This window comes from Gordonia sp. NPDC003504 (assembly GCF_053587995.1).
The window spans coordinates 20546-46953 of sequence record NZ_JBSFPC010000019.1; the positions used below are offsets into that span (position 1 = coordinate 20546).

Annotated in this window: 21 protein-coding genes; 12 read left to right on the top strand and 9 right to left on the bottom strand. The window is 64.7% G+C overall.

The features are described 5' to 3' along the window. Positions 1-212: 212 nt before the first annotated feature. From ACWDPV_RS22690 to ACWDPV_RS22700, 3 genes are read right to left on the bottom strand one after another with little or no spacing between them, the layout of a single operon-like run. Complete coding sequence (locus ACWDPV_RS22690; RefSeq protein WP_449744791.1) at positions 213-3440, bottom strand: DEAD/DEAH box helicase; 3228 nt, start codon at positions 3438-3440, stop codon at positions 213-215. Next, complete coding sequence (locus ACWDPV_RS22695) at positions 3433-5217, bottom strand: phospholipase D family protein (RefSeq protein ID WP_449744792.1); 1785 nt, start codon at positions 5215-5217, stop codon at positions 3433-3435. Before ACWDPV_RS22695 ends, ACWDPV_RS22690 begins: the two co-directional genes overlap by 8 nt. Continuing rightward, positions 5204-6343, bottom strand: a complete 1140-nt coding sequence (locus ACWDPV_RS22700) for a DUF6361 family protein (protein WP_449744793.1) — start codon at positions 6341-6343, stop codon at positions 5204-5206. The genes ACWDPV_RS22695 and ACWDPV_RS22700 overlap by 14 nt, the downstream gene beginning before the upstream one ends. Before the next feature lie 244 nt (positions 6344-6587). Between ACWDPV_RS22700 and ACWDPV_RS22705 the strand changes: the two genes are divergently transcribed. After that, positions 6588-7886 carry a hypothetical protein gene (locus tag ACWDPV_RS22705; RefSeq protein ID WP_449744794.1) on the top strand — a complete coding sequence of 433 codons (1299 nt, stop codon included), beginning with the start codon at positions 6588-6590 and terminating at the stop codon, positions 7884-7886. A 190-nt stretch (positions 7887-8076) separates the two neighbouring features. Next, positions 8077-8799, top strand: coding sequence for a hypothetical protein (locus tag ACWDPV_RS22710; RefSeq protein WP_449744795.1), 723 nt, complete (start codon positions 8077-8079; stop codon positions 8797-8799). Between the two features lie 23 nt (positions 8800-8822). Here the strand turns inward: ACWDPV_RS22710 and ACWDPV_RS22715 are convergent, their stop codons facing one another. Beyond that, positions 8823-9269, bottom strand: a complete 447-nt coding sequence (locus ACWDPV_RS22715) for a hypothetical protein (RefSeq protein WP_449744796.1) — start codon at positions 9267-9269, stop codon at positions 8823-8825. Positions 9270-9724: 455 nt separating this feature from the next. Between ACWDPV_RS22715 and ACWDPV_RS22720 the strand changes: the two genes are divergently transcribed. The 4 genes from ACWDPV_RS22720 to ACWDPV_RS22735 all read left to right on the top strand — a co-directional run bounded on the left by ACWDPV_RS22720 (position 9725) and on the right by ACWDPV_RS22735 (position 13857). Beyond that, positions 9725-10738: a Fic family protein gene (locus ACWDPV_RS22720; protein ID WP_449744797.1), complete on the top strand. Its 1014-nt coding sequence runs from the start codon at positions 9725-9727 to the stop codon at positions 10736-10738. 1 nt (position 10739) lies between these two features. Beyond that, positions 10740-11063, top strand: a complete 324-nt coding sequence (locus ACWDPV_RS22725) for a hypothetical protein (protein ID WP_449744798.1) — start codon at positions 10740-10742, stop codon at positions 11061-11063. Between the two features lie 166 nt (positions 11064-11229). Beyond that, complete coding sequence (locus tag ACWDPV_RS22730) at positions 11230-12294, top strand: HNH endonuclease (RefSeq protein WP_449744799.1); 1065 nt, start codon at positions 11230-11232, stop codon at positions 12292-12294. A gap of 495 nt (positions 12295-12789) precedes the next feature. Beyond that, positions 12790-13857: an Hsp70 family protein gene (locus ACWDPV_RS22735; protein WP_449744800.1), complete on the top strand. Its 1068-nt coding sequence runs from the start codon at positions 12790-12792 to the stop codon at positions 13855-13857. A 53-nt stretch (positions 13858-13910) separates the two neighbouring features. Here ACWDPV_RS22735 and ACWDPV_RS22740 read toward each other — a convergent pair whose 3' ends face one another. From ACWDPV_RS22740 to ACWDPV_RS22750, 3 genes are all read right to left on the bottom strand, one after another. Beyond that, entirely contained in the window at positions 13911-14201 is a 291-nt protein-coding gene (locus ACWDPV_RS22740; protein WP_348807564.1) for a hypothetical protein, read from the bottom strand. A 227-nt stretch (positions 14202-14428) separates the two neighbouring features. Next, positions 14429-15568: a helix-turn-helix domain-containing protein gene (locus ACWDPV_RS22745; RefSeq protein ID WP_348807580.1), complete on the bottom strand. Its 1140-nt coding sequence runs from the start codon at positions 15566-15568 to the stop codon at positions 14429-14431. Between the two features lie 147 nt (positions 15569-15715). Continuing rightward, positions 15716-16291 (bottom strand): hypothetical protein, encoded by a 576-nt coding sequence (locus ACWDPV_RS22750; protein WP_348807565.1) that lies wholly within the window; start codon positions 16289-16291, stop codon positions 15716-15718. A 332-nt stretch (positions 16292-16623) separates the two neighbouring features. Here ACWDPV_RS22750 and ACWDPV_RS22755 point away from each other — a divergent pair, with 332 nt between their 5' ends. The 3 genes from ACWDPV_RS22755 to ACWDPV_RS22765 all read left to right on the top strand — a co-directional run bounded on the left by ACWDPV_RS22755 (position 16624) and on the right by ACWDPV_RS22765 (position 18223). After that, a complete protein-coding gene (locus tag ACWDPV_RS22755) occupies positions 16624-17388 on the top strand; it encodes a metallophosphoesterase family protein (RefSeq protein WP_449744801.1) in 765 nt (254 codons plus the stop codon). A gap of 87 nt (positions 17389-17475) precedes the next feature. After that, a complete protein-coding gene (locus ACWDPV_RS22760) occupies positions 17476-17931 on the top strand; it encodes a CdiA C-terminal domain-containing protein (RefSeq protein WP_449744802.1) in 456 nt (151 codons plus the stop codon). Then, entirely contained in the window at positions 17924-18223 is a 300-nt protein-coding gene (locus ACWDPV_RS22765) for a hypothetical protein (protein WP_348807568.1), read from the top strand. The genes ACWDPV_RS22760 and ACWDPV_RS22765 overlap by 8 nt, the downstream gene beginning before the upstream one ends. A gap of 41 nt (positions 18224-18264) precedes the next feature. On the opposite strand, the gene ACWDPV_RS22770 is transcribed toward ACWDPV_RS22765, so the two are convergent. Together ACWDPV_RS22770 and ACWDPV_RS22775 are read right to left on the bottom strand one after the other, a co-directional pair. Further along, positions 18265-19590, bottom strand: coding sequence for a lipase family protein (locus tag ACWDPV_RS22770; RefSeq protein WP_348807569.1), 1326 nt, complete (start codon positions 19588-19590; stop codon positions 18265-18267). A 221-nt stretch (positions 19591-19811) separates the two neighbouring features. After that, entirely contained in the window at positions 19812-23174 is a 3363-nt protein-coding gene (locus ACWDPV_RS22775; protein WP_449744803.1) for a DEAD/DEAH box helicase, read from the bottom strand. A gap of 110 nt (positions 23175-23284) precedes the next feature. On the opposite strand from ACWDPV_RS22775, the gene ACWDPV_RS22780 reads away from it, so the two are divergent. The 3 genes from ACWDPV_RS22780 (at position 23285) to ACWDPV_RS22790 (ending at position 26387) form a co-directional block, all read left to right on the top strand. Further along, positions 23285-24082: a cyclase family protein gene (locus tag ACWDPV_RS22780; protein WP_348807571.1), complete on the top strand. Its 798-nt coding sequence runs from the start codon at positions 23285-23287 to the stop codon at positions 24080-24082. Continuing rightward, the gene (locus ACWDPV_RS22785) at positions 24082-25752 is read left to right on the top strand and encodes a thiamine pyrophosphate-binding protein (protein WP_348807572.1); all 1671 of its coding nucleotides are present in this window, start codon (positions 24082-24084) and stop codon (positions 25750-25752) included. The genes ACWDPV_RS22780 and ACWDPV_RS22785 overlap by 1 nt, the downstream gene beginning before the upstream one ends. A gap of 170 nt (positions 25753-25922) precedes the next feature. Continuing rightward, a complete protein-coding gene (locus ACWDPV_RS22790; protein ID WP_348807573.1) occupies positions 25923-26387 on the top strand; it encodes a hypothetical protein in 465 nt (154 codons plus the stop codon). Positions 26388-26408: the final 21 nt, after the last annotated feature.

Here is a 26408-nt window from a genome sequence, read left to right on the forward strand (position 1 = left end):
CACGGGACCCGCCACCGGATCATCCGGCTTACACCTTTTGCCCAATGGAACGCGTTCTACGCACCGTCAATCCGGGACTGCCAGCGAAGGCGAGCCGTTTCATACTCACAACACGGGACCCGCCACCGGATCATCCGGCTTACACCTTTTGCCCAATGGAACGCGTTCTACGCACCGTCAATCCGGGACTGCCAGCGAAGGCGAGCCGCGACCTACGGCCGCAAGTCCACCCTCCACCGCTCTGCGTCATCCGGATCGACTCCAATTGCAGCCACGATGGAGATCAGATCCGCTTGCCGAGATTGACCAAAAGCTAGGCGGTAGTACGCAACTCGCTCCTTCGTCCGCTGGATCCGAGCCTCGTCGACACTGAGCTGGTATGGCATCAGATCACGCAGCACCTTGTACGGTCCGGGATACACCCAGTCAGGTGCGAGCCCACCAATCTCACTGAACGGCGCATCCTTGGCGGCCACCGTGTAAGCCGCCCGCCATGGGTTACCGGTCGCGAGCATCTCCGCGCTGTGCTTGTCGGCAATGTTTCGTCGCACCGCGTGACCGCGGTGGCGGTTGACACGGCCGTCCCGCTGTTCGAAGTCGACGGGACTGCTGGGGACGTTCCAGTGCACGAGGTTGTGACACCACGGGTGGAAGTCGATGCCTTCCTGTCCCACGCTGGTGGACACGAGTACGAACGGCCAGAACGGCGAGTTGAAGGCTTCGCGAATGTCGGTGGGGCGAGCCGACTGGTCTTCTTGCTTGGCATCGCCGTAGCGGAGAGCAAAACGGCATCGAAAGTCGATATCGTGACCCTCTCCCAGTGGATCTTTCGCCTTGTAGATCGCGGGATTGAGCTTGAGTGCCTTCGCCGCATGCTGTGCGAAGACAATCAGAGACTCGTCGGTATGAACGGACTCGCCCTCCACTGCCTCCAAGTGAAAGAGGTACTCGTCCAGCACGGCTTGAAGATTCCCGTCGGCGCAGTACCGCAACACCTTCTGCCAATACGGGGCATCCTCGCGGTACAGCTCGTCGAGAATCAGCGCCGACTCCCACCGATTGAACAGCGTGCGCAGGCCAGAGGCCAGAATTGCGGCAGCTCGCCATCGCCCACCGATCGTCACCTGCGAAATGTCGCCATCGAGTCGGCCGAAGGCGCGCCACGCGCAGTTCGCCGGCGAATGCAATGCCAATCGTGCAGTCTGCAGCGTCAGCCCTTTGGGTATGGCCGCCAACGCGTGATCGTGGCGCCCGCGATGTACAGAGATCGCCTCCTGCACATATTCATCAAGAGCAGTAAGGGTTTCACCGAAGGCGCCGTCGGGGTCTCGTGGATCAACCACGCGCGCAGCAACCGCGTCGGCTGGCGACATACCGGCCACTGTTCCGGTCAAGGCCTGATCGAGCTGAGAATCAGCAATCATCAGCGGCCACTGCCACATGAGGGCCGCGACCTCGTTCGAGCCTGATTCGGTCACGTCCGCGGGCAACCGACCTCGCAACTCGCCAGCGAAGCGCACTTCCGCGTACTCAGGGTCGTAGGGCCGGCCGGCCGCACTGGCCAACCGCAGTGGATCCGTCGCATCGGCAAGCCCAGGCAGCGGAAAGAACGGCATGAACGAGGCCATCGCGGCCAGCTCTTCTCCGCTTCGGCGGAACTGGAGTCTTTGTGAGACATTCTCCCGACTTGCGGTGATGCCGCGCCGCGTAGCTGTCTCTGATCGTGCGATGCGTCGGCTCGCGTCATGGCTGAGAAGCGATGCCACCGATGTGGGTGTCGCCTGCCACTGAGAGAACACCAGTTTCTTGGTCATCGTCTGCAGACCAGGATCGGCGTAGGGACCAGCGGGTTTCAGGTATGGCACCGACGGTGGAACCCACAGTAGCTGCTGCCAGCCCGCATCGGTGGTGTCGTTGATCAGCACGTCCAGGCGGGGGTTCTGACGTGGTATCTCGTCGAACCGATCGATAGCGACCGGATCAATCCTGTTGAGCTGCTTGAGCTTCGAGCGTGTTTCGACATCATCGAGGTTCTTGGCGGCGAAGGAACCCAGCTGGTAGGAGTCCATGAAGTGGACGAGCGCTGGCACGGACTTCCACACGTCCATGGAGAGATGTGTTCCGAGATGGTCAGCGAGGTCAGAGAGTCCGATGAACTGCCGCACATCGTCAGATTCCACCGATGATGCGGGGAGCCGCCGCTCATCGATCATCGAGTCGGTCACGGCGGGTGGCCGTTCAGTGCGGCACATTACACCCAACAACTCGTCGCGAAGCCGACCGCGAAGCGGTGTGGGATCTTCACCCGAGGTGATCGCAACCCGAAACTCGGCTAGTAGCTTGTCAATTCCCGTGGAAGTCTCGGTTCCCGATCTGTCCGTCAGACCCGTGGTGAGAAAGTCGAGGGTGTCCGTGAACTGGCTCCGATGTGTCGCGGTGTCACCGCCGTTCAGTCCGCTGTCGTCGATGTCGAAAGGTTTGTACGGCGTCGCCGACAGCAGCAGGACACGCGCGGCGTCGTAGTTGAACATGTCGTGAGCGAGTTCACTGATCGGTTCATCCTGCTTCAGCAGGTCGGTGAAGCGCTGGAACTCATCAAGGATCACCAGATCAGGTTGAAGCGCGTCCACGCCGGCGCGGGCCAACAAGCGTCGAAGGGTTATCACGATGGCGTTCGCTGCGTCATTTCCACCGGGCACCTTTCCGGCAGCCTTGGTCTCCTGCACGAGAGAAGCGAACTCGTCGAGGGGCGACTGCCCCGTATCGGGGTCACTCGTCCGGGCATACTCGAGGAACTTCGACACGATGACCGGATCGAGCAAGGGTGTGCCGTTGATCATCGCCTCGTGCTGACGATCTGCTTCGAATGCATCGGCACGCTCCTTGAACCGATTCCAGGTCCTGACTGACCCTTGCAGAATCCGATATGCCGCAGTGGCCCGAGCGCCCCTCAAGTCAAGCTCGTGTTTCAGGATCAGAAAGATAAGCGCGCGTTCTGACGCCTTCCCGCTGCGCCATCCCTTGTCGGGGAACGAGGTCTGAGGCGTCAACGAGATGAGATTGACCGGCTTTCCGACACCAGGGGCCCGTGCCGACAACTGATGCGTCGCGGTCGCGAGCATGCTGAGCCGAGTCGAGAGGTTCACCTCGTTGCCGATCACGTTCAGCCGCTTGATGTTCTGCCGTGCGATGTCGGAGTTCGAGCAAATGTAGACGATGTCGATACGACCGACAGCGGGGTCATCTTGCAGGTGTTCAATCGCTTTCGCGATGACGCCCCGGGCGATCAGGCTCTTGCCCAAGCCCGTCTCGTCAGCGACGAGGTACCGCTTTCCCGCACGACGCCGATAGAAGACGTCGGTAACTTGCTCGACTGTAGCCCGCTGGAACGGTTTGAGCTTAGCGACCGCATCGTCGGCAGAGAATGGCTGTTCAGACACGTGCTGTGCTCCTCCTCGTGCCGGTTGCGGCATCAATCGCGGACCACAGTTCAGCGAAGCCGGACGGCAGGACGCGGTGGGGATCACCTTGGGCGACAATGGTGTTCACCACACCGGACAGGCGATCGAGCACTTCCGGTCGAGCTACCGAGGCCCGCATCAGCTGTTCGAAAAGACCTTGCTCAAGTTGCGCCCAGCGGCCACTATGTCCGTTGTCGTCAGCGCCGGCACCTTCGGACTCGTTCGAATCGTCCCCGAACGCGAGAAGTAGTGCGAGGAAACGTCGGAACGCGTGGGGATCGTTGATCTCGTTCGTTATGACGGTGGCAAGTCTGTCCGGAAGGTCGCCGACGAGGCGCGCCTTGATCACCGTTGAGCTCGAATTCTCGCTGCTGTCGTGGACATTGATCACCAGGAATGCGGTGATATCGGTAAGTGTCAGGCCTCGATAGTGCACCGCCACCGGTTCGCCGGCTCGCAGGGCCGTCGTAGTCGACGGGTCGGTCAACAGGCAGATACTCATCGTCACGTCGGAATCGAACGTGGGTACGCTCTGGTCGCTGGTGATTCGCAGGTCGTACCGGTCGCTGACCTCGTTCGGCGAGAGCTCGGCGGTCAGCACGACGCTCGCAACCGAACGAATATAGGCATCGAGAGCGTGCTGCTGCTCATCGTCTGGCGCGGTGCCGGGCGAGATCTGCGTGCGGTCCAGGATGGAACCAAGGCCATCGGGTCCGATGAGAGCGTCAACTCCCAATACTGCGGTGCTGCCGGTCAGTTCGACGAGAATCTCGACGTTGCGGTCAAAAGCCGACCCGGTTGCGTTGGCCGACCCCACAAACAGGTGGGCGAGGCGTGCGCGTTCTACGCAGAACAGCTTCGCGTGCAGTCCCGTGAGCACAGTGGTCCCGCTCGATTGCTCGTCGTCCTCGGCGGGGATCCCTGCAGTCGGGGACAGAACGTAGGCCGAGCCGATCCAGTCCGCCATGTCCTGAGAAAGCCCGTTCAGGGAATCTCGCCGGGACACGACGGCCATCGCGTTGTCCGCGTACTCCCCCAGGCGCCGGATTCCGGCATCCTCGACAAACGGCGCCACGACGAGGTGCTTGTACCCGGAGAAGTCGGGTTTGGCTTGTGGGCGACCAGAAACGCCGAAGACATGGAAGTCGAGTTCCCTTGCGCCCGAAGGCAGGTCCCACTCGGCGCGTCGGATACTCTCTGCGAGTGCGTAGATTCGTTCGCGGCGGTTGTCTGGCATCGCGGTGCTGGGTGCCCCGGCCAGGTACCGCAAGAGATCGACGATTGGCTTGTTCTGTGAGCGCGGGGCCGTGGTGATCCGCCCGTCGAGTGTGAGGGTGATGTCCCACGATCGGTCGCGAGTGAGGTTGCGACTCAAGACAATGAGCTTGACGGCCACGTCCCCGTCGTCACCCTGGTACATCGCGAGCCATAGCTTGGGGTGGAAGAGTCCGCGCGGTGGAGTTACTCCGTGAGTCGCGTTCTCCAAGAGGGAAAACAGCGTCGAGCGATGGCGGGGCACGGAGATCTGCCCGTTCTGATGAAAGATGTCGATGTGGTCGATGGTGGACTCAATAGCGGCGATGGTTTCGACGGTGTCGGCAGCATCGACTCGCGCTGCTCCGGCGAGAGCCAGGCACGGGAGCAGGGCGCTCTCGAGGTCAAGCGTGAAGGTCGTCGTGACCAGGTGATCGAAGGCGTAGCCCGGTGCAGGTTTGAGCTCGGCCAGCAAGGTGGCACGGTCATCAGGCGTCAGCACTGGCAAGTCCGTCCCGAATATCTGTCAGCAGTCGCTGAACGATGAACCAGCGGAAAGTGAGTCGGCCTGCGCCGGACGATCCGCCCCAGTTTCGGATTTGACGCTCATTGTTCAGACGGCACTGCTCGCCCTTATTCTTGCGTTCTCGATCGGCAATCATGTCTCTGATACGCGCGCTGTCGGCGAGGGTACGAGCGTCGGCGGCACGCAACTCGGCGAACCAGTTGTCGGCAAACAGCTGGGACGACAGGGCGACGGGGGCGTTTCGACCTTCGTGAACTGTGGCCCAGAAGTTGCCGCGATCCCAGCCGGTGAGACGGTCCCGGTTGGCTTCGAGTTCGGTCGCCCACTCGTCGATCGCGTCACGGTACCCCGAGGCAAGGTCATCCGCGTCGGCGCTCACAGAATCGTACTTCTCGGCCACCATCAGGTTGTAAATTAGCGTCGCTCCGTTGATAGCGAGGGAGAACATGCGAGCGTGCTCGACGATGTTCTGAAGGCCTGTGTCCGCCGCTGCCAGCGATGGATGTGTCCACGGGGAATCCGCGTCGTTCGGACTTGTGTCGAGGCCATGGGTGAGCAGATGTGCGAGATAGCTTCCACGGCAGGTCAGCATGATGCGCTCGCGCAACCACTCTGCTTCCTCCGCTGTGAGGTCAAGTCCGCCGGGGAGCTCGCGCGGAAATCCTGAGGGCGGGTCGATGGGGACATTCCAGGTCACCGACTTTGCGTCGGCGAGGATGCCGTACCGCTGCAACGCAGACCAATAGATGCGGGAGGGCAGGACCCGTACCGCCTTGCCGGCAAGCTTTCCGATCATGCCGTCCACCGCCGGCGGGGTGCGCATCACCTCAATGAGCTTGCGCTCTTCGTCGTTGGCCTTCGACGTAATCGCGGTCCCGGTGTGCCGTGACGCTGCCCGCTGGAATGTCCACGGCACGATGAGGAAGTACCGCGGGCGCGCGTGGATGGTTGATGTGCCCGGGAACATCAGGTCCGCGAGACCGTCTCTGACTTGGCCGATACCTAGGTCGTCGAGCGTCCCGGTATCGCTGAAGAGCCTCACTATTTCGCGCATGCGCCGTTCATCCTCGGGTGAGGTATCTAGCCACGCGATACTCGACACTGGTGTGCACTCCCCTTGCTGATTGACGAAACCGCCGCATCCGCCCCGGGGCTCCGTCGCCGACGCACGCGGTGGTGCGCTCAGCGAAGTATCGCAGCCGCACCACCGGTTGCTAGCCGATTCGCTGCGCGTGTTCTCCGCGATCGCAGGCCCTGTAGTCCGATCGGATGAGAACTGGGCAATGTCGGACTCGTCCGATACATTCGGCTCGTTCGCAACCCCGTAGAACGACAAAGAGGTACCGATGTCCGACCCTGCTGGCGACGTTGTTCCCGTCTGGACTCTCACCACGCGTGACACCACGATCCCTGCGGTGCTAGACGATGCGTCCATGACACCCGCGCGCCTCGACGGTCTGCGAGGTGCGCTCGCAGCCTTCGCCGATGCGCCGATTGCCACGCTCGAGGCCCATTCGCTGCACGGCCCGGTCGACCGATCCAGCGGCCTGGCGTTGTCGGCTGCCAGTCCCCTCGCCCAACAGCTATCCCTGCTCGTCACCCGAACTCCGAGGGTCGTGACCGATGGTGGCGAGACGCTGTACCGCATGGTGGTCCCGGCAAAGGCCGCTGCGCAGATGGCCGCCGGCTCGCTCACCCCGATGGCGGCAAAGGCTGCGGGAAACGGTGGGGTCCACAGCGCGCTGATGAACGGATCCAAGATCGCCGCTCACGCCAGCTTCGTACCGGTCAGCGCCGGGAAGGCCGCAGCGGCAGGAGCTGCTGCCGGCAGCGCAGGCACCGTCGGCATCGCGGCCACCGGAGCGGCAGCCCTCACAGTCGCCGCGCCACTGGTGCTGATGGCGGTCGCAGTTGCCGCGAGCGCACACGCCGACCAGAAGCGTCAGCAAGCGATCGAGCACATCACCGAACTTCTCGAGAAGCTACACGCCGACAAGCTCGCCGACGAGCAGCATGACCTACAGGGTTGTAAGAGCGCGATCACCAAAGCCACGTCCATCGTGCTCGACCAAGGGAAGCTCGGTGTAAGTCTGGGTCTTGACAGCGCGGTCAACGTGATCGACACGGCGATGGCCCGCGCAGAATCGCGAATCACCAAGTGGGAGCAGGCATTGGCCAACTTCGGCGACGGCAGCATCGAGCTGAGCAAGTTGGCGCGTGAAATCACGACGCTCGATGATCCTGCCGGCGAGTTCTACGTTCACGTGCAGTTGGCCCGAACTGCGATCGAGTTGAAGCGACGCACACTCGTCTTGCAGGCGGTGGAGCACGCGCAACACGACGAGGGCAACCCCTTCGAACGGTTCGTCCAGACTCTGCAGATCGAAGAACGTGAGACAGACGGACTCGCCACTCGGCTCAGCGCCGTGCTGCTCCGCCTGTCGACCATGCAACTCGACAGATCGCGCGGCAAGCGTGACATTCTTTACACACCCGGCGACGTGGACAAGCTGCTCCACACATCGCGGCGACTACAGGAGCTCGGTGCACTTGTCGAGCAGCCTGATTCACGAGCCAATGTGACCATCGATATCGTCCAAGAGAAGGACGGCTCAGTCTTCGTCTTGCCGCCCCTGGCGTCATAGCGATTGCGCGACAACATGATCAACGGCCGGAACTCAGACCGACGGGTCGTCGGACAAGATTCCGCAACCCCGGGGCGATGTCCTGAGCTCGTGGGTGCGCTTCACGGGTCTGGACTGGGCGCGCTCGTCGCACCGCGGGACGTCGATGCTCGCAGTATGTAACTCATCCGCCGACCAGACGAATACGTCAATGATGCAAGGCAACGGCGCCGACATGGAGAACATCGTGGCCGTTGATCAGGACTCGGTGGTTGATGCGGTCGTCGCCCTGAACCCTGCTCCCCGGGAGACCCGCTGGGGCAGAATTTCGCTCTGCGTTCTGGACGCCGTTTGGAGCATAGCGGCGCACTACGACCGCGTCGTCGATCCTCTCGTTCGCGCGTTCGCCGAGGCGAATGGTATTGAGCGTCCGGTCATCAGCGTCGACGATCGGCTGTTGGACGATCCGTGCCCAAGTTCTCGCCTCGCCTCGCTGGATGTCGAAGCCCTTCTCGCCGTGACCAACAGACAGCGAACCTCAACTCGTTCCGGAATCACAAAGGCTGAGGCCAGCATTCGCTACGCAGAGATTCTCTCTGAGAACAGCATCGAAACGCTCGCCGACGCCTCGGCCCTCCTTACCCGTCCCAATGACCTGAACAGAGTCGACACGGCACTGGCCGCGGTGCCCGGCGATGGCATGCATGGCGTGCGGCGCGGATACCTCTGGATGCTCGTCGGCGATAGCGACCGGATCAAGCCGGATCGGATGATCTTGAAATGGTTCGGGCAAACGCTCGGCCACCACGTCGACCCGACAGAGGCCACGGTGATTCTGCGCGCTGCAGCCCCGGTCTGTTCAGAACGATTGGAACGCAGGGTTACTGCATGGGATATCGATCACGCGATCTGGTTGCACGCCCGCGCGAAGTGACGGCACCACTCAGCTCGTCCAGTTCACGGTTCGACAAGAGTGCCGTCGTCGTCGGTGAGGGGGCCGTCGTAGTGAAGCAGCACCCTCTCCCGGTCGAGGTCGTCAATCAGTGCGTCGAAAGCTCCCATCATGTGCCCGTATACCGCGTGAGAACGCCCCGTCGCGATCCGCACACCATCCGTGACGCCCTCAACATCGAGTCGCAACGCAGCGATCCTTCTCTCCAGCGGTGCATGATCAATCGCGAAGGTGGCGGAGGCATACAGCGCAGCGGGCACGACGTCGACCTCGACCCGCACGTGGGGTCCTACCGTCAGGAAGTCGACACGATGGCCGTAGTCGGTGTCGCGAGTGCCAAGGCATGGCCCCCACGTGACATCCACACTGCGGAACAGCAGCTCCGTCTGCTTGATGACGACGGCAAGTACATGGTCCACGGGACCGTCGTCGTCTATGGCCCAACCGGCCACACTCATCCTTCTGACGAGGCCACGATGGCGATCTCTCACCGCACCTCCGGTCGTTCGCACTCCAAGTGCCGAGTCATGGCCCAGGACAGCTCACGCTACTCGTGGCTGCCGTCGCACGAGGCGCCCGCGAGATCGGGCTGACCGACGTACTGGCAACCCTGTCCGAGGAAACAGGTGCCGGAACGCCCATCTGATCCGAGTAGCAACTGCCCATACTCTCACTTATTCAATAAGTGAGAGTATGGGCGGATCATGCCGTCAGATCCGCCCGAGGCCTCCGCCGCAGCCGGAGAGCGGCCCGCGGTGTCCGCCGAAGTGGTCGAGTGGACGCCAACGCTGTCGCCGGACCTGCTCACCCGTGCACAACGCGCACGGTACCGGGGCCCTACACAGCGGCCGTTGTCCCGTTCATTGCCAGTGCCACGCCCGTTCTCCACCCAACCACGTCAGCTCTGGTGGCCGACGCCAGTCAGGTCATCACCCGGTTCGATGCCGAACTCGGCCATGAGGTCGCGCCCTTCGCAGCGATCCTGCTGCGAACGGAATCAGCGTCGTCGTCACAGATCGAGAATCTCTCCTCCGGCGCCAAGCAGATCGCGCTCGCCGAACTCGGCAGTACGGCAAAGCGCAGCGCCACGGCCATCGTCGGCAATGTCGCGGCGATGACGGCGGCCATCGATCTCGCCGAGACCCTCGATGCCCGTTCCGTCCTCGCCATGCATCGCGCCCTGATGGAGAACCAGGACCCCGAGATCGCGGGCCGGTGGCGCTCCGATCAGGTCTGGGTCGGTGGCTCCAGCGTTGGTCCCCACGATGCCGAGTTCGTGGCGCCGGTCGCCGCGCGGGTTCCCGAACTCATCGACGATCTGGTCACCTTCATGGGCCGTCTCGACATGTCGCCGCTCGTCACTGCCGCCATTGCGCATGCGCAGTTCGAGACGATCCACCCGTTTCCCGACGGCAACGGGCGCACCGGCCGCGCACTCGTGCAGTCGATGCTGCGTGGCCACGGGCTGACCCGCAACGTCACGGTGCCGGTGTCCGCCGGACTGCTCGCCGACACCGAACACTACTTCGCCACTCTGGACGCCTACCGCTCCGGGGATGTCACGCCGATCGTCGAAATCATGGCCACCGCGGCCATCTCCGCGACTCATCAAGCCACACAACTCGTTTCCGAACTGCGCGGCGTACGTGCCCGATGGGACGACATGGTTCGGGCACGGCGGGGGTCGGCGGCCAGGCGGCTCCTCGACGTCGTTCTCCGCCAGCCCGTCGTCGACACCCGCACCGTCGCAACAGCACTCGACATCTCCCCCACCAACGCCGGCCGGGCCATCACCCCGCTGGTGAACGCCGGGGTGCTGCAGGAGTTCACCGGTTTCAACCGGAATCGGATGTGGCAGGCGAACGACGTTCTCGGCGCACTCGATGATTTCGCGGCGAGGGCAGCGCGCCGTGGACGGTGACATGGCCGCCGTCTACGAGCGCGAACTGACCTACCTCGTCGACTACGCCCGCACCGATTGGCTCGGGTTCTCCGCCATCGTCGGCTCTGCCGCGGTCCTCTCGCGGCGGGACGGCACTCGCGGCCAGCAGGAGTTCATGTTCGATCTGGTCGGTGACCTCCTCGACCGCGGCGTCAGCGCCGGTGACCTCACATCCTCCGACGCAGTTCCTTTCCGGGCATGGGCCGGCCGGACACACGACGTGATGCTGCGCATCCGTCAGGCCGTCGACTCTCTCGGCCATCTCCCCGACACCGGTGACGTCTGCTGGTTCGCAATCCTCTGAGGAAAGGCAGGCGCGGTGGCACAGTACCCATGGCCAGGTTGCGTGCCTACCTACTGCATCGGCATCTATCCGCGGACGCGGGTGTCTCCGAGGTTGTCGACTCCACCCCGCGCCCAAGGATCGGTGTGCACGCTCGGGACCCCGCCGCACTCCCTACACTTTGCCCATGTCCTTCACAGATCCATTGACCCTCGGCCAACGCCTGGTCGCGGTCTTGGAGGAAGGTCAGCGCAGCACGACGTACAAGCTTGCGGTAATGGTGACGCTCCTCGATCTGGCCATCGAGTTGGTCACGGATGATCCAGACGCGGCAATCACGGTTGACCTCAACCTCTTCGCACGTCGTCTGATGGACATGTACTGGCGACAGACTCGTCCCCTCGACGGCCACGTTCTCCGCCAGTCCAACACCGGAAACAGTTTCATTCTCCGCGAGGTGCTCAAGCTCCGCTACGCAGTTGCATCACCGTCCCTCCGAGATGTCCCTTTCGACACCGCTGCCGCCGACTCTCCGGCCATCTATGGCCGCTCACATCTCGCCATCAAGAAGAAGCTGGTAGAACTCCCTCTCAAGCTGCTTCAGAAGGTCGGCACCGGCCCGCACAAGTGTTTCCTTTACGACGACTCGTGGCTCGGCCATCCTTCGGATGCCGTCATCGAGGCACACGGCAACAGCATCGAACTGTTCCCCGGCGTCTGCCACACCCTCGCGCGCCTGGCACCGCTGGTGAAGCCGGCCTTCCAGCTGGCGTGGGTCGATGACGTGCGGCGCATGAACAAGCAACTCCTCGACGAGGGGCCCGACCTCTCGCACCACTTGTTCGGTGCCGACCGTGTCTCATTGCAACGCCCGGCCCACATCCTCGGCGAGCACTTCGGCAACGACTGCTTCTACTGCCACAGCCACCTGCGGGCGCGCCGGCACGTCGACCACGTCCTGCCGTGGTCCCGGGTCGGCATCGACGGACTCGCCAATCTGGTTCTGGCCTGCCCGAGTTGCAACGGCAACAAGTCCGACCTGTTGCCGGACCCTGATCACGTCACCCGCGCCCTCGGCCGCGGACGCGACGTCCTCGACGAACTGGCGCACACGATCCACTGGCCCAGTCAGTACGACCGCGTGGCATCGGCGGCGCATGGACTGTACTCGACCCAGCCGCCGTCAACGCCGGTGTGGCATGCGGCGAAACAGGTTGCGCCACTGGGGCGTATCGACTTCTTCTGGGGATGACGTCATCGAGGTGGCGGACGCGCCGGGCACGTGTCGGTTGCAATGCTGCACGCCGATCCCACCATTCGGCGATCGTGGCCGCGGAGCGTGACGCCATGGGCGACGCAACCTCCTACGTCTGCTGCGAGTGCGATTACCGCGGAGTTGGTGTCCGGCGATCTCGACTGCGGTTTCAGCCGCGTGATGGTGTTTCAGCCGCGCGATGGTGACGCCTGTCCTCTGCACGCGTCACGGGCGTCCGTGTGACCGGCCGTGCGATCAGTGGGACCGAATGACCTGTCCAGGCTGCGCGCACCGGTCGATGCGGGGAAGCTCTGTCCGGACCGCAGATTCTGTGGGATTGGCTCCCCGGCCGCCGGCACGACCGACCGCTGCCCTACTGTTACCGATCCCACATCCAGCCATCAGCATTTCCCCATGTCAGGGGCTCACACTGAGATGTGGTAGACCCTCCCGGGCCGACCTACGCACAGAGGCATGACCGCGGAGGTTCCCATGAGTATCGTTCTCGGACTTCATCTTCAGACCGACCGGGTGCTGGCCGTCGTCAGCGACGACCCGTCGCCCGGGGGTAGCGCATTCCACGAATCCCACCAGATCTTCCCCGTCGCAGTCCGGTGGCCCGCCGAATCATCGCCGACACTGCCCGGGCGCGGCCGACAGGACGGAATCTACCGTCACTTCCTCGACCACCTCGGCGATCCGCGCCCACTGTCCACATCGTCGGGCGGCCCGGCCCGTCTCGCCGACGATCTGGCCGGAGCACTCATCGCGCAGATCGTCGCGGCCGTCGAGGACTCCGTCCACTCCCACGCCTCCCGGGTTCTGATCGCACATCCGGCGTATTGGACTGTGGCACAGGTGTCATCGTTTCATCGGGCACTCGTCGACGCCGGGCTCCACGGTCAACGCGCGCTTCTCGCACCGGATTTCGACGCGGCTCTCGGGTGGATCGATCACACGACCGGACTCGAGGAGTCACATGGCGTCGGCGTGTGCGACCTCCGTGGGTCCTCAGCCGTGGTCGGGTACGCGCGCCGACCGCACTCCGGTCATCTCAGCACCGTCACCGCGCACAGTTTCCCGGGCATCGGCGTGGCCGACCTCGACGATCGGCTCGAGTATCGCGTTCTGGCCAAGGCATCTCGCTCCGGGTATCCGGTGCCGGCCCATCCGGCGCTGCGCGCCCAGGTTCGCGCGCGATGCGCCGAGGTTCGAACCTCGTTGCGCAGCATGGCCACTCATCTCGACATCGAGACTCCGGGACGTCGCGGCCTCGAGCATCACGACGTGGTGATCACCCTCGACGATCTCTACGGGCTCGCCCGCCCACAGGTCGTCGAGGTCGTGGACGCGCTACAGCGATGTGCGCCGGCGGGACGGACACCCGATCACGTCGTCTTGATCGGTGGCGCTCCCGACTTTCCACTGCTGGCCGCGGTTGTCAGTGAACGGTTCGACTGCGCAGTCGTCACGCCGAAGGAGCCGGAACTTGTATGTGCGAGAGGTGCGGCACTTCTCGCGGCGGCTGTGCCGACTTCGACGCCGCTGTCGTCGGCCTGAACTTCGTCGCGAACGGTGCCGCCGAACAGGCTGCTGTCCCACGCGAACAAGGCTCACCGGAGCGCGAGTACGAGCCTCCACCTCTGGTAGTCGCCGACCGGCAGGCCCACTGGTTCGAGTCCGGCGCGAATGACCATGCGTTGACTCGGAAAGTTCTCAACATGGATGTTGCCCGTGACAACGAGACGTGCCCGGCCCATCTCGGAGGCACGTTTTCTCCCGGCATCAATGCAACGACTTAGTAGTTCATCAGCGACGGCACCACCGTGCCCGCGAATCGAAATATTCACGGCGGCAACGGCAATGAAGACCTCCAGACTGTCATCGATCGGCGTGAGCTTCATGTGGGCGCACGCCGAGATCGTAACGCCATTCTCGCCCACCAGAAGGACGTCGCCACTCTTGAGGACCTGAGATGCCGACCGTAGGTAGCTCTGTGCCTCCCACTCCCATCGCCTGGGGTGCGGCAGCTTTCGACCCCCTGGTGTGCGCGGTCGATCCGTTGTACACGTGAATTGTTGAAGGCACACAGCGTCGGACCTCGTGGCGATCTCGCGCCACGTCAAAGAATTCACGTATCAGGGCCCGGCGACAGTGTCGTTCCGGCCGACTGCCCCACCGCTTCACTCACCATTGCTGCGTATCGCAAGGCGTCCGCGTCGTCGTCAGGTTCGGGAAAGTCCAGATCATCGATCGGAACGTCGAGTGCCCACGCCAGGTGCACCGGTGACGCCGCCCCGATCATGGTCTGCTCGCGAAGCGCAGCCAGGAGCGACAGCGGAAAGTATCGCGCCGACGACGCCCGCTCACGCGCGGCGACCGGATCACCGTATGCGTCGCCACGCGGTACCGCGGTCGGATTATCACGCATCAGCCGAAGCGTGGATTTGTTGATAGCCTGCGCAATTGAAGCATCGAAAGCGATTCGCGACGTGTCGACCCGGTTTCTCAGCGATTCGGTCGAGACACCGAGTTGCCAGACGATTGACGCCACTTCGTGTTCATCGGCAGCCGCGGCGACGCGGTCCATTGCCACCGCAGGAATCAAGAGCTGCGATGCGTACGCGTTCGCCGCCCTCTCGTCGCTGTCGCTCCTGGGCCGCTGTGCCGTCCGTCGGTCGTGATGGCCAAGCGCCAGATGGCCCAGCTCATGTGCCAGTGACCAATTGCTTCGAAACCAACTCGACATGCTCGCCAGAACAATGATGCCCCGATCGCCGAGTCGCAACGAGTAATCGGTGCTGAGCCCGGGAATCCGAATGACGTCCACTTCCAACGAACGCTCGACATTCTCGACAAACGTGAACACGAAGTCCTCGCCGAGACGCTCCCGCATGATCGTCGGCGATCGCGGAAGCTGTTTCGACGCCGCGGCGCCACGCGGAAAGGCTGCGCGGTAGACATCGACAACCTTGTCCAGCGCGGCCTGGTCCTCGCCGCGACCGGCATTCGTGCGGGTGCGGGTCTGCGCATCCCACGCGTGCCGGGCCGCAATGTCCACCCGGAACGGGTCGGGCGTACCCGTGATCAGCCAATGTGTGTCAGCGCCCAGGACTTCGGCGATCCGCGCGACCTCGATACTTGACAGCCCACGCTGCCCGTTGAGGGCGCGGGACAGTGCGTCGGGTGTCATACCCGCACGTTCTGCAAGCTGACGTTGACTCATCCCGGCCGGCATGTGCTCGCGAATCCTGTCGCCGATCGCGGTCATGTCGTTCACCCGTTCCACCGTACGCTGCCGTTGGGAAATTCCCAACGACGATTCGACCCGCACCCGCCTGAATCGGCTTCAGCCGGCCATCACCGCGATGTGTAGGTTCACCCGGTCACGGCTGGCAGCCCAGTCGACCAACACCCCTCACCCGTCGTGTCGCTCCACCACGGCTCCTGCCTCAATGCGGAATCCTGCTGCCAGCGAATGACATTCGGTGGAGTCCTCGGCGAGCGTCGTGCAGGACAGCCCGGAGACGGTGATCCGGTGTCCGACGGGCAACGGCTTCGGCGTCGTCGGGCCCCATTCCGGCTGTAGGTAGTTCTCCACCTTCTCACCCGCGAGGACGACACTGTTGGGCGGTCCGGTGAACACGTCGTTGGTCATATCCGGGGTTCCGGGCGGAAATGTGGCCGCGCACAACAGGGTCGGCGCGCCGTTCTCGCCCGGGTAGATCGCACATTCGCGTAGCGGGGACGTGCCGTAAGACCAGTGGTAGTACCCCGGCTGGCCTGACTGTTGATAGTCGGCCGGGTCCACGTCGACGACCGTTGCCGTCGAACTCGCCGCCAGGGAACTCACCGTGGCCGAACCCGCAACCGTGGAGGTCTGCGCGGCGTCGGCGTCACTACACGCCGCCCCGAGCGGTACTGCGCCCAGCAGCGCCACGCAGAGAATGATCCTCGACCACCGTCGACCCATCGCCCGTGAACTCATCGTCATCGCCCCGTCCTCTCAACCGATATGTCGTTGACCCTATGCCAGAGGTCCGACAAGGATGTCCGGCTGCATCAACCGCCCGCACCGTATTGCCCTCGGCCTCGTCGGAACTCCTCGGCAACGAGAACTGTCGTAGCTGCCGGGCATACTGACGTCCTCAGTGACACCACACTTCAACGGTTGGAAGGATCCGCTTCGATGACGCAACGATTCTCTGGGGTCGCGGTTGCACGCGTCGCCGCTTCCGTAACCCCGACGCCTGCCGCTGGAGTGCGCTGCGAAACCCGTTCCACACAGCACGGTTTCGAGGTCACCACAACCACATACCGGCTGTGGTGACGCTCATCGCGTTCGGCGACTGGCGTGGCAATGCCCTGTTCGCCGCCGACGCCCTCGACGCCGCGCCGGCCGACGATGATGCCCGGCTGATCCACGTCGGCGATTTCGGATTGTGGTCGGGATCCTCCGGGCAACGGTACCTACGTACCGTCGCCGAACGGCTCGGTGACCGCACCCTCTACGTCATCCCCGGGAACCACGAGTACTGGCCGGGACTTACGCTCGGCGACAAGACTTTCGGATTCTCCAGTGTCGACGCCGACGGCTTCCTGAGGTCTCGTCGACATCCGAGCATCCGGGTCGCGACGCGCACGAATGTCTGGGAGTGGGATGGTGCGGTCTTCGCTAGCCTCGCCGGCGCCAACAGCATCGACCGGGACCAGCGTCGTGCAGGCGTCAGTTGGTGGCCGGAGGAATCACCCACTGCCGACGATGTGGAGTCCTTGATCGGGCAGGTGGAAGGTCGCGACGTCGACGTCTTCATCACCCATGACGCTCCTGATGACGCCATCACGGAGCTGAATCTGTACCCGGCCTCCCGTGCGCCGATGTGGTCACCGCGGGCGCTCGCGTACTTACAGGAATCTGCGGCCATCGTCGGGGTGGCACGCAGTGCGCTGCGGCCACGCCTGCAGATCTGCGGGCATCACCACGTTCGGCGGACATGCACCGTCGGTGTTACCCGCGTCGAGTTCCTCGCCGATGACATGGGTACGTTGCGGGACAACAGGATTGAGGTGGGGGCTGATGATCTGAGATGACGAGAAGATCGTGCGGTGACCAGCCCTTCAGGGGCATAGCTCACATCGATTGGAGGCAGCGCCATCCTATTTGATGAGCTCCCCCAGTTGACGATCGTCGACAAACCCGGTGGCCTCGATCGCCCTTTGAGAAAGACAGCGGCCCGGTATTACGAAGAGCAGCGCGTTGCCCCTGAAGTCGACGCCGATCGTCACTTCCAACGTAGCGAACGACGCACGGCGGAAAGGCTGCGCGTCCTTGGGTTTCGGGTGCTGTCGATCGACGACACCAGCGAACTTCCCGATGCCGACGCACTCGTGGACGGTCTGCCGGTGGAGATCAAGAGCACCTCCGTCGGAACAGAGAACGCGGTTTACAAGCAGATTCGCAGAGCAGCGCTGAAGACAGACCGCGTAGTGCTCGACGCCAGCGGCACCCCGCTCGACCTCACAACCGCGACCAGAGCGGTCGCCAACGTCGTGAGAGTCTCCGGCCGCAGCCTCCGCGAGGTCCTGATATTCATGGGTAATGGTGACGCGGTATCGTGGGGCCGTGATGAGTAGCGCCGAAACCTCGGTCTACGTCGACCGGGCGCCCGGTGTCGACGTCACTTCCGTGCGCGCCATCGTTGCCGATGTCATCAACCTCGGTGGCATCGTGCCACCCTCGTATCAGGCTTGGGATGTCGTACGTGACGAGGGACTCGCCGCACCCGGCTCGGATGTGTCGGTGGATCTCCTGCAGCTGTCCGAGCCGACATTGTCAAAACTCGCGACCGCGATTCGCGACTCAGTGCAGGCCGCTCTCGGCGTACGGGCGCGACTCGAATCCGAGGTTCCTGGACTGGCGGGTTGAGTTTCGGCGTCGGGTTACGGGGGCCTCGACACGGTCCTCCGCTATCGCTCCGGACCGGCTCGACCAGCGGACGATGCGGCGAGTGACGGTTCGGCTCCACCGGCGAGTGGTGCCCGTCGACGGGTGCGCATGAACCGTGGACGTGGCTGCCCCACAAGTGAAGTGACGGTGCGGTCACGTGCGGGACGGCCCTCGAGTCGATGCGACAACCATTTCACGGCGAGGGGACCCGAGAACGGGAGCAGGGTGAAGTGTTCGCTGAGTTGGTCGCGGATGTAGGTGACCGGTACGCCGTAGTCACGGTAGTTCGCGGTCAGCTCGTCGATGTCGTTGATGCCGATCACCTCGTCGTGGACGGCCTGGATGACGAGCAGCGGAATGGTGGGTTCGTGGGAGCCGAGTCCGAGGTCGGTCATCATCTCGACGATCTCGGGCTGGGCGAGGAAGTCGGCGATCGGGATGTCGATGTCGTCGCCGATGTCGTGGTTACGGAACTCGCGCAGCGCGTCGACGGTCCCCATCTCGGAGATCGCGGCGAGGTCGCGCCGACCCGTCTCGGTGAGGTGTGCCTCGAAGGCCGCGTCCAACGCCGGATACACCCGGCGCAGACCGGCCATCACCATCAGCGGCAGGCCGGCGTGGAAACCACCGTTGAGACGCAACAATGCCGACGCCATGTCGCCGACCGGAGATCCGAGGACCGCGCCGATCAGGTTGAGTTCCGGCGCATAAGTCGGGGCCATCTCCGCCGCCCACGCGGTGGCCATGCCGCCACCGGAGTAGCCCCACAAACCGACGGGTGTGTTCGGCTCGAGTCGCTTGCCGGCGAAGTTGATGGTCGCGCGGATGCCGTCGAGGGTGCGGTATCCGGGTTCGCGCGGTGCGCCCCACGCGCCGAGCATGCCCTCATGGTCGGGGATCGTGACGGCCCAGCCCTTGGCGAGCGCACGACGCACCACGAGGAACTCGAACGGCGCGATCGCGTGCGTGGCGCCCGTACCCTTGCGCAGTGCGTAGGACGGGAAGCATGCCGACGTGACGGCGTCGATGGCGCACTGGAACGACAGCAACATGAACCGGCCGTGCGGAGCAGGCTTCCGGGGCAGCACGATCGTGGTGGCGGCCACTCCGGCGACCCCGTTGAGGTCGGTGGAGCGGTACAGCAACTGCCACGCCTGACTCTGGTGGTGCGACGCCCAGAAGTCCTTGAGCTCGACCTGACGGGAGCGGATGACCTCACCGGGCGTCAGCGACGCCACGTCGTCGGGGGCGTCGAAGAACGAATCGTCGGTGGGCAGCAGGGCACGCGGTTGCACCGGCTCCTCGTGGGTTTCCGGTTGGCCGGCACGTCGCACATCGACACTCATCGCACACCTCGATCCTTTCGCGGGACTCCTGTGCGCAAGGCTGCAGGCGCCGACGACGGAGTCACGCCACACTCATGTCAACGGTCGGCGCGGCGTCATGATTCCGATACGGGTGTGCAGGTCCGGTGACATCCCTCGCGTACCGGCCACGCTGTGAGGTTCGGTGAACATACCCGAGTAGTGGCCCCGACTACATCGCCCCGGGCAACATCTCGTACGCGCTACCCGCCGATCAACTCCCTGATGTCGTCGGCGCTGATCGCCGACCCGAAGAGGTCACCCTCATCGATGACCGCGTTGAACAGTTCGCGTTTACGCTCCTGAAGTGCAACGACTTTCTCCTCGATGGTGCCTGCCGACACCAGCCGGTACACATTGACCGGACGGGTCTGGCCGATCCGATGCGCGCGATCGACGGCCTGCGCCTCACTGGCCGGATTCCACCAGGGATCGCAGACGAAGCAGTAATCGGCCTCGGTGAGGTTGAGACCGAACCCACCGGCCTTCAGACTGATGAGGAACACCTGGGTCTTCCCACTGGCGAAGCGCTTGATCTCGGCGCCGCGTTGCTTCGCCGACATCGAACCGTCCAGATAGCTGACATCGATACCCAGCCCGACGAGCCGGTCCTCGATGAGCCGCAGGAACCCGGTGAACTGGCTGAACACCAACGTCGAGTGGCCCTCTGCGATGAGTTCGGGGATCTGCTCGGCGAGATAATCGATCTTGGCCGAGGCGACCTCGGCGTGCTTGTCCTCCACCAGCCCGGCATGCAGGCTCAGCTGCCGAAGCATCGTCAGTGACCGGAAGATGGCGAACCGGTTCTCGTCGAAGTCACCGAGCAGCCCCAGGACCTTCTGCCGTTCCCGGGTGAGCCGGGTCTGATAGATCTTGTCGTGCTTGGTGTTCAGGTCGATCGACAGGACCTGTTCCTGCTTGGCCGGCAGATCGGCGGCCACCTGCTCCTTGGTGCGCCGCAACATCACCGGGTGAATCCGCCTGCGCAGCAACGCCAACCGTTCGGGTTCCTGACCGGATTCGATGGGTTTGCGGAAGAACTCGGTGAAGGTCTTCGGTGAGGAGAACAGCCCGGGCACCGTCAGCGTCAGCAGCGCCCACAACTCCATCAGGTTGTTCTCCATCGGCGTTCCCGTGATGGCGACCTTGAAATCGGCGCGCAGCCGCCGCGCACACTGATATCCCTTGCTGTTGTGATTCTTGACGAACTGCGCCTCGTCAAAAAGTATTCCGGTCCAGTCGATCTCGTCGAACTCGTCGAACCCGATACGCATCAGCGCGTACGAGGTGACGACGACCTGCTTGCCGGCCACCCGCTCGGCGAGTGGCACACCGACACGCGCACTGGTCGCGGTCACCGCGAGGACGTCCAGATCGGGGACGAAGCGCTCGGCCTCGGCCACCCAGTTGCTGATGACGCTGGTCGGCGCCACCACCAGGAAGCGGCCGTCCGGCTCCTCGTTCAGTGCTGCCGCGACCATCGCGAGTGTCTGGACGGTCTTGCCCAACCCCATGTCGTCGGCGAGGATTCCACCGATCCTGTTCTCCCACAAAAAGTTCAGCCAGGTGAGACCCGCGGTCTGGTAGTCACGCAGCTCGGCCCGGAAGCCGTCCGGCGTCGGGCACGGTTCGGGCGGCGTCGCGGCGGCAAGGCGCTCCATCCGGGATCGCCACACCGCCAGCTCCTTGTCGACGACGCCGAGCGCGAGCAGTTCCTCCCACAGCGTGGCGTTGACGGAACGTTGCCGAACCTGACCGTTCTCCAACTCGCCCAACGCTTTTGCCTCGGCAACGAGTGCGGCGAGGCGACTCAGCTCCGGGGTGTCGAGGGCAAAGTAGGTCCCGTCGGCGAGCAGCATGTGCGTGGCCTCCGCGGAGAGTTCGGCCAGCACATCCGGCAGTGGTACCGACTGGCCGTCGACGTCGATGGTGATGGCCAGGCCGAACCAGTCGGAGTCGCCGAAACCATCTGCGCCGATGGAGATCTGGGGCGCCGACCGCGCTTCCCGATAGTCGAGGACCTCACCATGGATGGCCACCTCGACGCCGAGCTCCTCCAGCTGCGGGATCACCTCGACGTGCAGCATCGCCGTCTCCATCGGGGTGAACACCAGCGATCGGGTCAGTTGCCGGATGTCGGCCGCGCGGATGAGATCATCGGGGTCCTGCTGAACGAGTTCGATCAGTCCCGGGCCGCCGACCACGTGCGCGGCATAGGCGATCATCTGTCGGCGCCACGTCACACACAGACGCGCCGCCTGCTCCAAATGCGGCCGAATCGCTTGCCACGCAGCATTTTCCGCCCGGCGATCGCGAATCCCCGACCGGTGCTCGCCTTCAAAGGTGCGTCGCTGCCCGTTGACCTGATAAACGACCTCCCACGTCGCGCGGGTGCCGGCATCCGTCGGCCGCAGGGTGAGCAGCAACTCCGGTCCGGTGGTCTCGGCGACCTCGAGGGCGTCGTCGGCCACCTGCACCGGCATCACGTCGACGAGCTGGGGCAGGAACTCGCTGGTGAACTCCTCGGCCTCGTCGTCGGGGATGCGCACCACGCCACGGGAGAACAACTCCTGCAGCGCGTCGATCGACGGGGGTGGCGTGAACGGCCCCAGCAGGAGCGTGTCCTCGGAGCGCGCGACGATGCCGTGGGGTTCCGGGTCGCCGATCATCTCGGCCGGCGATCCGTCCCAGGTGTATCCGTCGAGGGCGATGCTCGGGGCGACGGCGAGTCCCTCGTCGTCGCGGATGACCCGTAGCTGCGCCGAGGAACCGCTCAGCAACGCAATGGTGCTGGTGTGGGTGGTCTTGGCGTGGGCGACCAGGGTGACGCCGGCGTCGACGGCCGCGTCCAGCAGATCCCAGATCTCTGCCGGCGCCAACGCCAGATCCAGGGTTTGGTCCATGCCGTAGGGGTGATTCGCGCGGAAGGCCCGTCCGATGGCTCGCACCGGTCCGAGCTGTTCGGGCACGAAGTATCCGGGTGCATGGTCGCGTGTCGACCGATTCCACGCCGACCGGTGACCGGGTTCGATCGTCTTCCAGCTCACCCCGGTCCGTACCCACGCTCCGGTCTTGCCGGGTGTGACCAGCCGGAGCGTCGGCGCCTCGATGGTGTTCGCCGTGGCTCCCGGCATCTCGACGAGGATTCCCAGCAGCGCGTTACCGGCGACCTCGGACACGTCCGGGGTGTCGGGGGCCAGGTCACCGAGCAGGCGACGCCACGCACTCGCCGATGCGGTGTCGACGATCGACAACCCGGGTTGCGGGTAGCTGGCGGCGAGCAACAACGCGACACCGTGTTTGCAGTTGTAGCCGACGGGGCAGCTGCACCGCGTCTCGATCAGCTCCCGATCGCCCCCACCGACGTCATCGAGATCGGCCTCGACCCGATAGCTCTGTCCTCGGGCACCGCGGCACCGCCCACCCACAACGAGACCGTCGGCGCTCCACTTCAGGTCGCTGATCCGGCGTTCATTCGCATACTCCACGCCCCGCGACACGGTCGCGTGGTCGAAGTCGTACTCGAGCTCATTGGGATCGATGTCCAATGGCAGAAACGGCGCCATGCGATCACGATAATCGGCACCCCGCGGCACCGATCCGCAGGTTCGGTGCGTGTCGCCGGGCATGATGAGTCCCAGCCGTACCGCAAATATCACCAGCACAGGGAGCCACGATGACCACATCCGACACCGCCTCGATCCTGTCCGACTTCGTCGACGCGCTCGCCGGCGGGCGACTGCAGGTCGTCGATCTCACCACCCCGCTGAGCAGCGACACGCCCGCCCTGCGGCTGCCGGAACCCTTCGTCAACCTGATCGACTTCAGCCTCGAAGAAGTCAGCGCCTACAACGAGCCCGGCCCCTTCTGGCGGCACAACAACATCCACACCGGCGAGCACATCGGCACCCATCTCGACGCCCCAGTGCACTGGATCACCGGCCGCGACGGCGACGACGTGTCGCAAATCCCGCCGCGGCGGCTGATCGGGCCGGCCGCGGTGCTCGACCTCACCGACAAGGTCGCCGACGACCCCGACTACCTGCTCACCGTTGCCGATGTGGAGGCGTGGGAGGCCGAGCACGGTCGCCTCGCCGCCAGTGCCTGGCTGCTGCTGCGCACCGGGTGGGAATCACGCGGGCACTCCGAGGCGGCGTTCCTCAACGCCGACGACACCGGCTCACACACCCCGGGCGTCACCGTCGAGTGTGCGCAGTGGCTGGCCACCGAACGGGAGATCACCGGCCTGGGTGTGGAGACCGTCGGCGTCGACGCGGGCCTTGCCGGCGGTTTCGATCCGGCATTCCCGGTGCACAACTACTTCCTCGGTAACGACAAGTACGGCGTCACCTCACTCCGCAACCTCGGGCAGTTGCCGGCCACCGGAGCCGTGCTGATCGTCAGCCCATTGCCCATCGTCGGCGGCACCGGCAGCCCGTCGCGGGTGCTTGCGGTGATCGACGGCGCGAACTGATGGATTCCGGGGTCACCTACGGCCCGACGGTCGCCGACGTGGTCGGCCGGGTTCTCGCCGATCTCGGTGTGGGGCATGCCTTCGGGGTGGTCGGCAGCGGCAACTTCGTCATGACGAATGCGCTGCGCGCCGGCGGGGTGCCCTACACCGCCGCGCGCCACGAAGGTGGCGCCGCGACCATGGCCGACGCCTACTCGCGGATGTCGGGGCGCGTCGGCGTCGTCACCCTGCATCAGGGTTGCGGCCTGACCAACGCGATGACCGGGATCACCGAGGCCGCCAAGAGCCGCACCCCGATGATCGTCCTGGCCGCCGACAGCCCGGCCGCCGCACTGCGATCCAACTTCCGCATCGACCAGGAACACCTGGTCCGCAGCGTCGGCGCGGTCGCCGACCGCGTGTACTCGTCGGCCACCGCGGTCGCCGACGTGATCCGCGCGTACCGGACCGCGGTCACGAGACGACGCACCGTGGTACTCAACGTCGCCATCGATGTGGCGGCGTCCGAGGGTACTGCGGTGGGCCCGATCCGGGTCGATGTCACGCCACCGCGGGTCCGTCCCGACGCGGAATCGGTGACGAGACTGGTTGCGGCGCTGCGTGATGCGCGGCGGCCGGTCTTCGTGGCCGGCCGCGGGGGCCGGGGTGCGGGTCCGCGGATCGCCGAACTGGCAGCGGCGACAGGCGCTTTGGTCGCGACATCGGCGGTCACGAATGGCCTGTTCGCCGGCGATCCCTTCTCCCTCGGCATCTCCGGCGGCTTCTCCACCGACACCAGCGCCGACCTCATCGCCGGGGCGGACCTGATCGTCGGCTGGGGGTGCGCGCTGAACATGTGGACGATGCGCCACGGTCGGCTGATCGGCGCCGACACCACCGTCATTCAGGTCGACGACGACGTCGACGCGATCGGCGCGCATCGTCCGGTGGACGTCGGGGTGGTCGGCGATTGCGCACTGACCGCTGTCGATGCTCTTGCGGTGGTGACCGGCGACCCGGCACCGGTCGGCTACCGCACCGACGAGGTGAAGGCACGGATCGTGGAATCGTCACGGTGGCAAGATGTTCCGATAGCGGACTCGTCCACGAACGAGCGTATCGATCCTCGCCTGCTCTCCGTCGAACTCGATCGGCTGTTGCCCCTCGAGCGGATCGTGTCCATCGACTCCGGGAACTTCATGGGTTACCCGTCGACGCACCTGTCGGTGCCCGACGAGTTCGGCTTCTGCTTCACGCAGGCGTACCAGTCGATCGGGCTCGGGTTGTACACGGCGATCGGTGCGGCCGCCGCACAGCCGGACCGGTTACCGGTGCTGGGGACCGGTGACGGCGGATTCCTGATGGCCATCAGCGAACTGGACACCGCTGTACGGGAACGGCTTCCGCTGGTGGTGATCGTGTACAACGACTCCGCCTATGGCGCCGAGGTGCATCATTTCGGGAACGCGGACATGTCCACGGTCACCTTCCCGGAGACCGACATCGCCGCCATTGCACGGGGTTTCGGTGCCACGGGTGTGACGGTGCGCGAGGTGGGCGACCTGGCCGTGGTGCGGGATTGGCTGGAGTCGTACGAGGCCGGCGGCACGACGGGGCCGCTGGTCATCGACGCGAAGATCACCAGCGACGGCGGTTCCTGGTGGTTGGCGGAGGCATTCGCCGGGCACTGAGGAGTCCACCGGACTACAGGTGCCTCCCCCGATTGGGGGAGGCACCTATCCACCGGCCGATCCACCGGTCGGTGGGGTTTGCGTGGTGGCGTTGCACGGCAAAGTCATTGGTGTCAGAAACACAGCCCAGCCCCACCGGGACCGGACGTCACAGACACCAGGAGCACGTCATGTCGAAGAACATCAAGAACCGCACCCTCGCCGTTCTCGCCGGCACCGGGATCGCCGCCGCCATCGCCGTCGGGGGCGCCGGACTCGCCTCGGCCGGAACGGTGCCGGTCACCCACCCCGGCGAGCCGACCGTCGCGATGACCCTGACCAATCACACCAACCGCACCGAGTTCCTCGCCTCGGCCACCCCGGGCTCGGGGCACTGGGTGGACGCGCCGGCCTTCACCCTGGCCCCCGGGGCGTCGGAGACGGTCGTCGCGGTGGCACCGACGGCCCCCTCGGAGACGGTGTTCGTGAACTACCACATCGGAGCGTTCGGCCCGACCGCCACCTACAACGTCGAGAATGTGCGCGGTGACGTCAACACCGGCATGACCGGGACCTCGGGTGGGCACTACTTCATCAACACGCCCCGCATCGAGTCCGGCTTCCCGAACGTCAACGTCAGCTACGACCTGTGGTGAGACGCTGACTCATCCGACAAC

Bases quoted from the DNA above. Each gene is read 5' to 3' on its own strand.
- ACWDPV_RS22705 (WP_449744794.1), top strand. From the start codon at position 6,588: ATGTCCGACCCTGCTGGCGACGTTGTTCCCGTCTGGACTCTCACCACG.
- ACWDPV_RS22710 (WP_449744795.1), top strand. From the start codon at position 8,077: ATGATGCAAGGCAACGGCGCCGACATGGAGAACATCGTGGCCGTTGAT.
- ACWDPV_RS22725 (WP_449744798.1), top strand. From the start codon at position 10,740: ATGGCCGCCGTCTACGAGCGCGAACTGACCTACCTCGTCGACTACGCC.
- ACWDPV_RS22730 (WP_449744799.1), top strand. From the start codon at position 11,230: ATGTCCTTCACAGATCCATTGACCCTCGGCCAACGCCTGGTCGCGGTC.
- ACWDPV_RS22735 (WP_449744800.1), top strand. From the start codon at position 12,790: ATGAGTATCGTTCTCGGACTTCATCTTCAGACCGACCGGGTGCTGGCC.
- ACWDPV_RS22740 (WP_348807564.1), bottom strand. From the start codon at position 14,201: ATGAAGCTCACGCCGATCGATGACAGTCTGGAGGTCTTCATTGCCGTT.
- ACWDPV_RS22745 (WP_348807580.1), bottom strand. From the start codon at position 15,568: ATGACCGCGATCGGCGACAGGATTCGCGAGCACATGCCGGCCGGGATG.
- ACWDPV_RS22750 (WP_348807565.1), bottom strand. From the start codon at position 16,291: ATGACGATGAGTTCACGGGCGATGGGTCGACGGTGGTCGAGGATCATT.
- ACWDPV_RS22765 (WP_348807568.1), top strand. From the start codon at position 17,924: ATGAGTAGCGCCGAAACCTCGGTCTACGTCGACCGGGCGCCCGGTGTC.
- ACWDPV_RS22770 (WP_348807569.1), bottom strand. From the start codon at position 19,590: ATGAGTGTCGATGTGCGACGTGCCGGCCAACCGGAAACCCACGAGGAG.
- ACWDPV_RS22775 (WP_449744803.1), bottom strand. From the start codon at position 23,174: ATGGCGCCGTTTCTGCCATTGGACATCGATCCCAATGAGCTCGAGTAC.
- ACWDPV_RS22780 (WP_348807571.1), top strand. From the start codon at position 23,285: ATGACCACATCCGACACCGCCTCGATCCTGTCCGACTTCGTCGACGCG.
- ACWDPV_RS22785 (WP_348807572.1), top strand. From the start codon at position 24,082: ATGGATTCCGGGGTCACCTACGGCCCGACGGTCGCCGACGTGGTCGGC.
- ACWDPV_RS22790 (WP_348807573.1), top strand. From the start codon at position 25,923: ATGTCGAAGAACATCAAGAACCGCACCCTCGCCGTTCTCGCCGGCACC.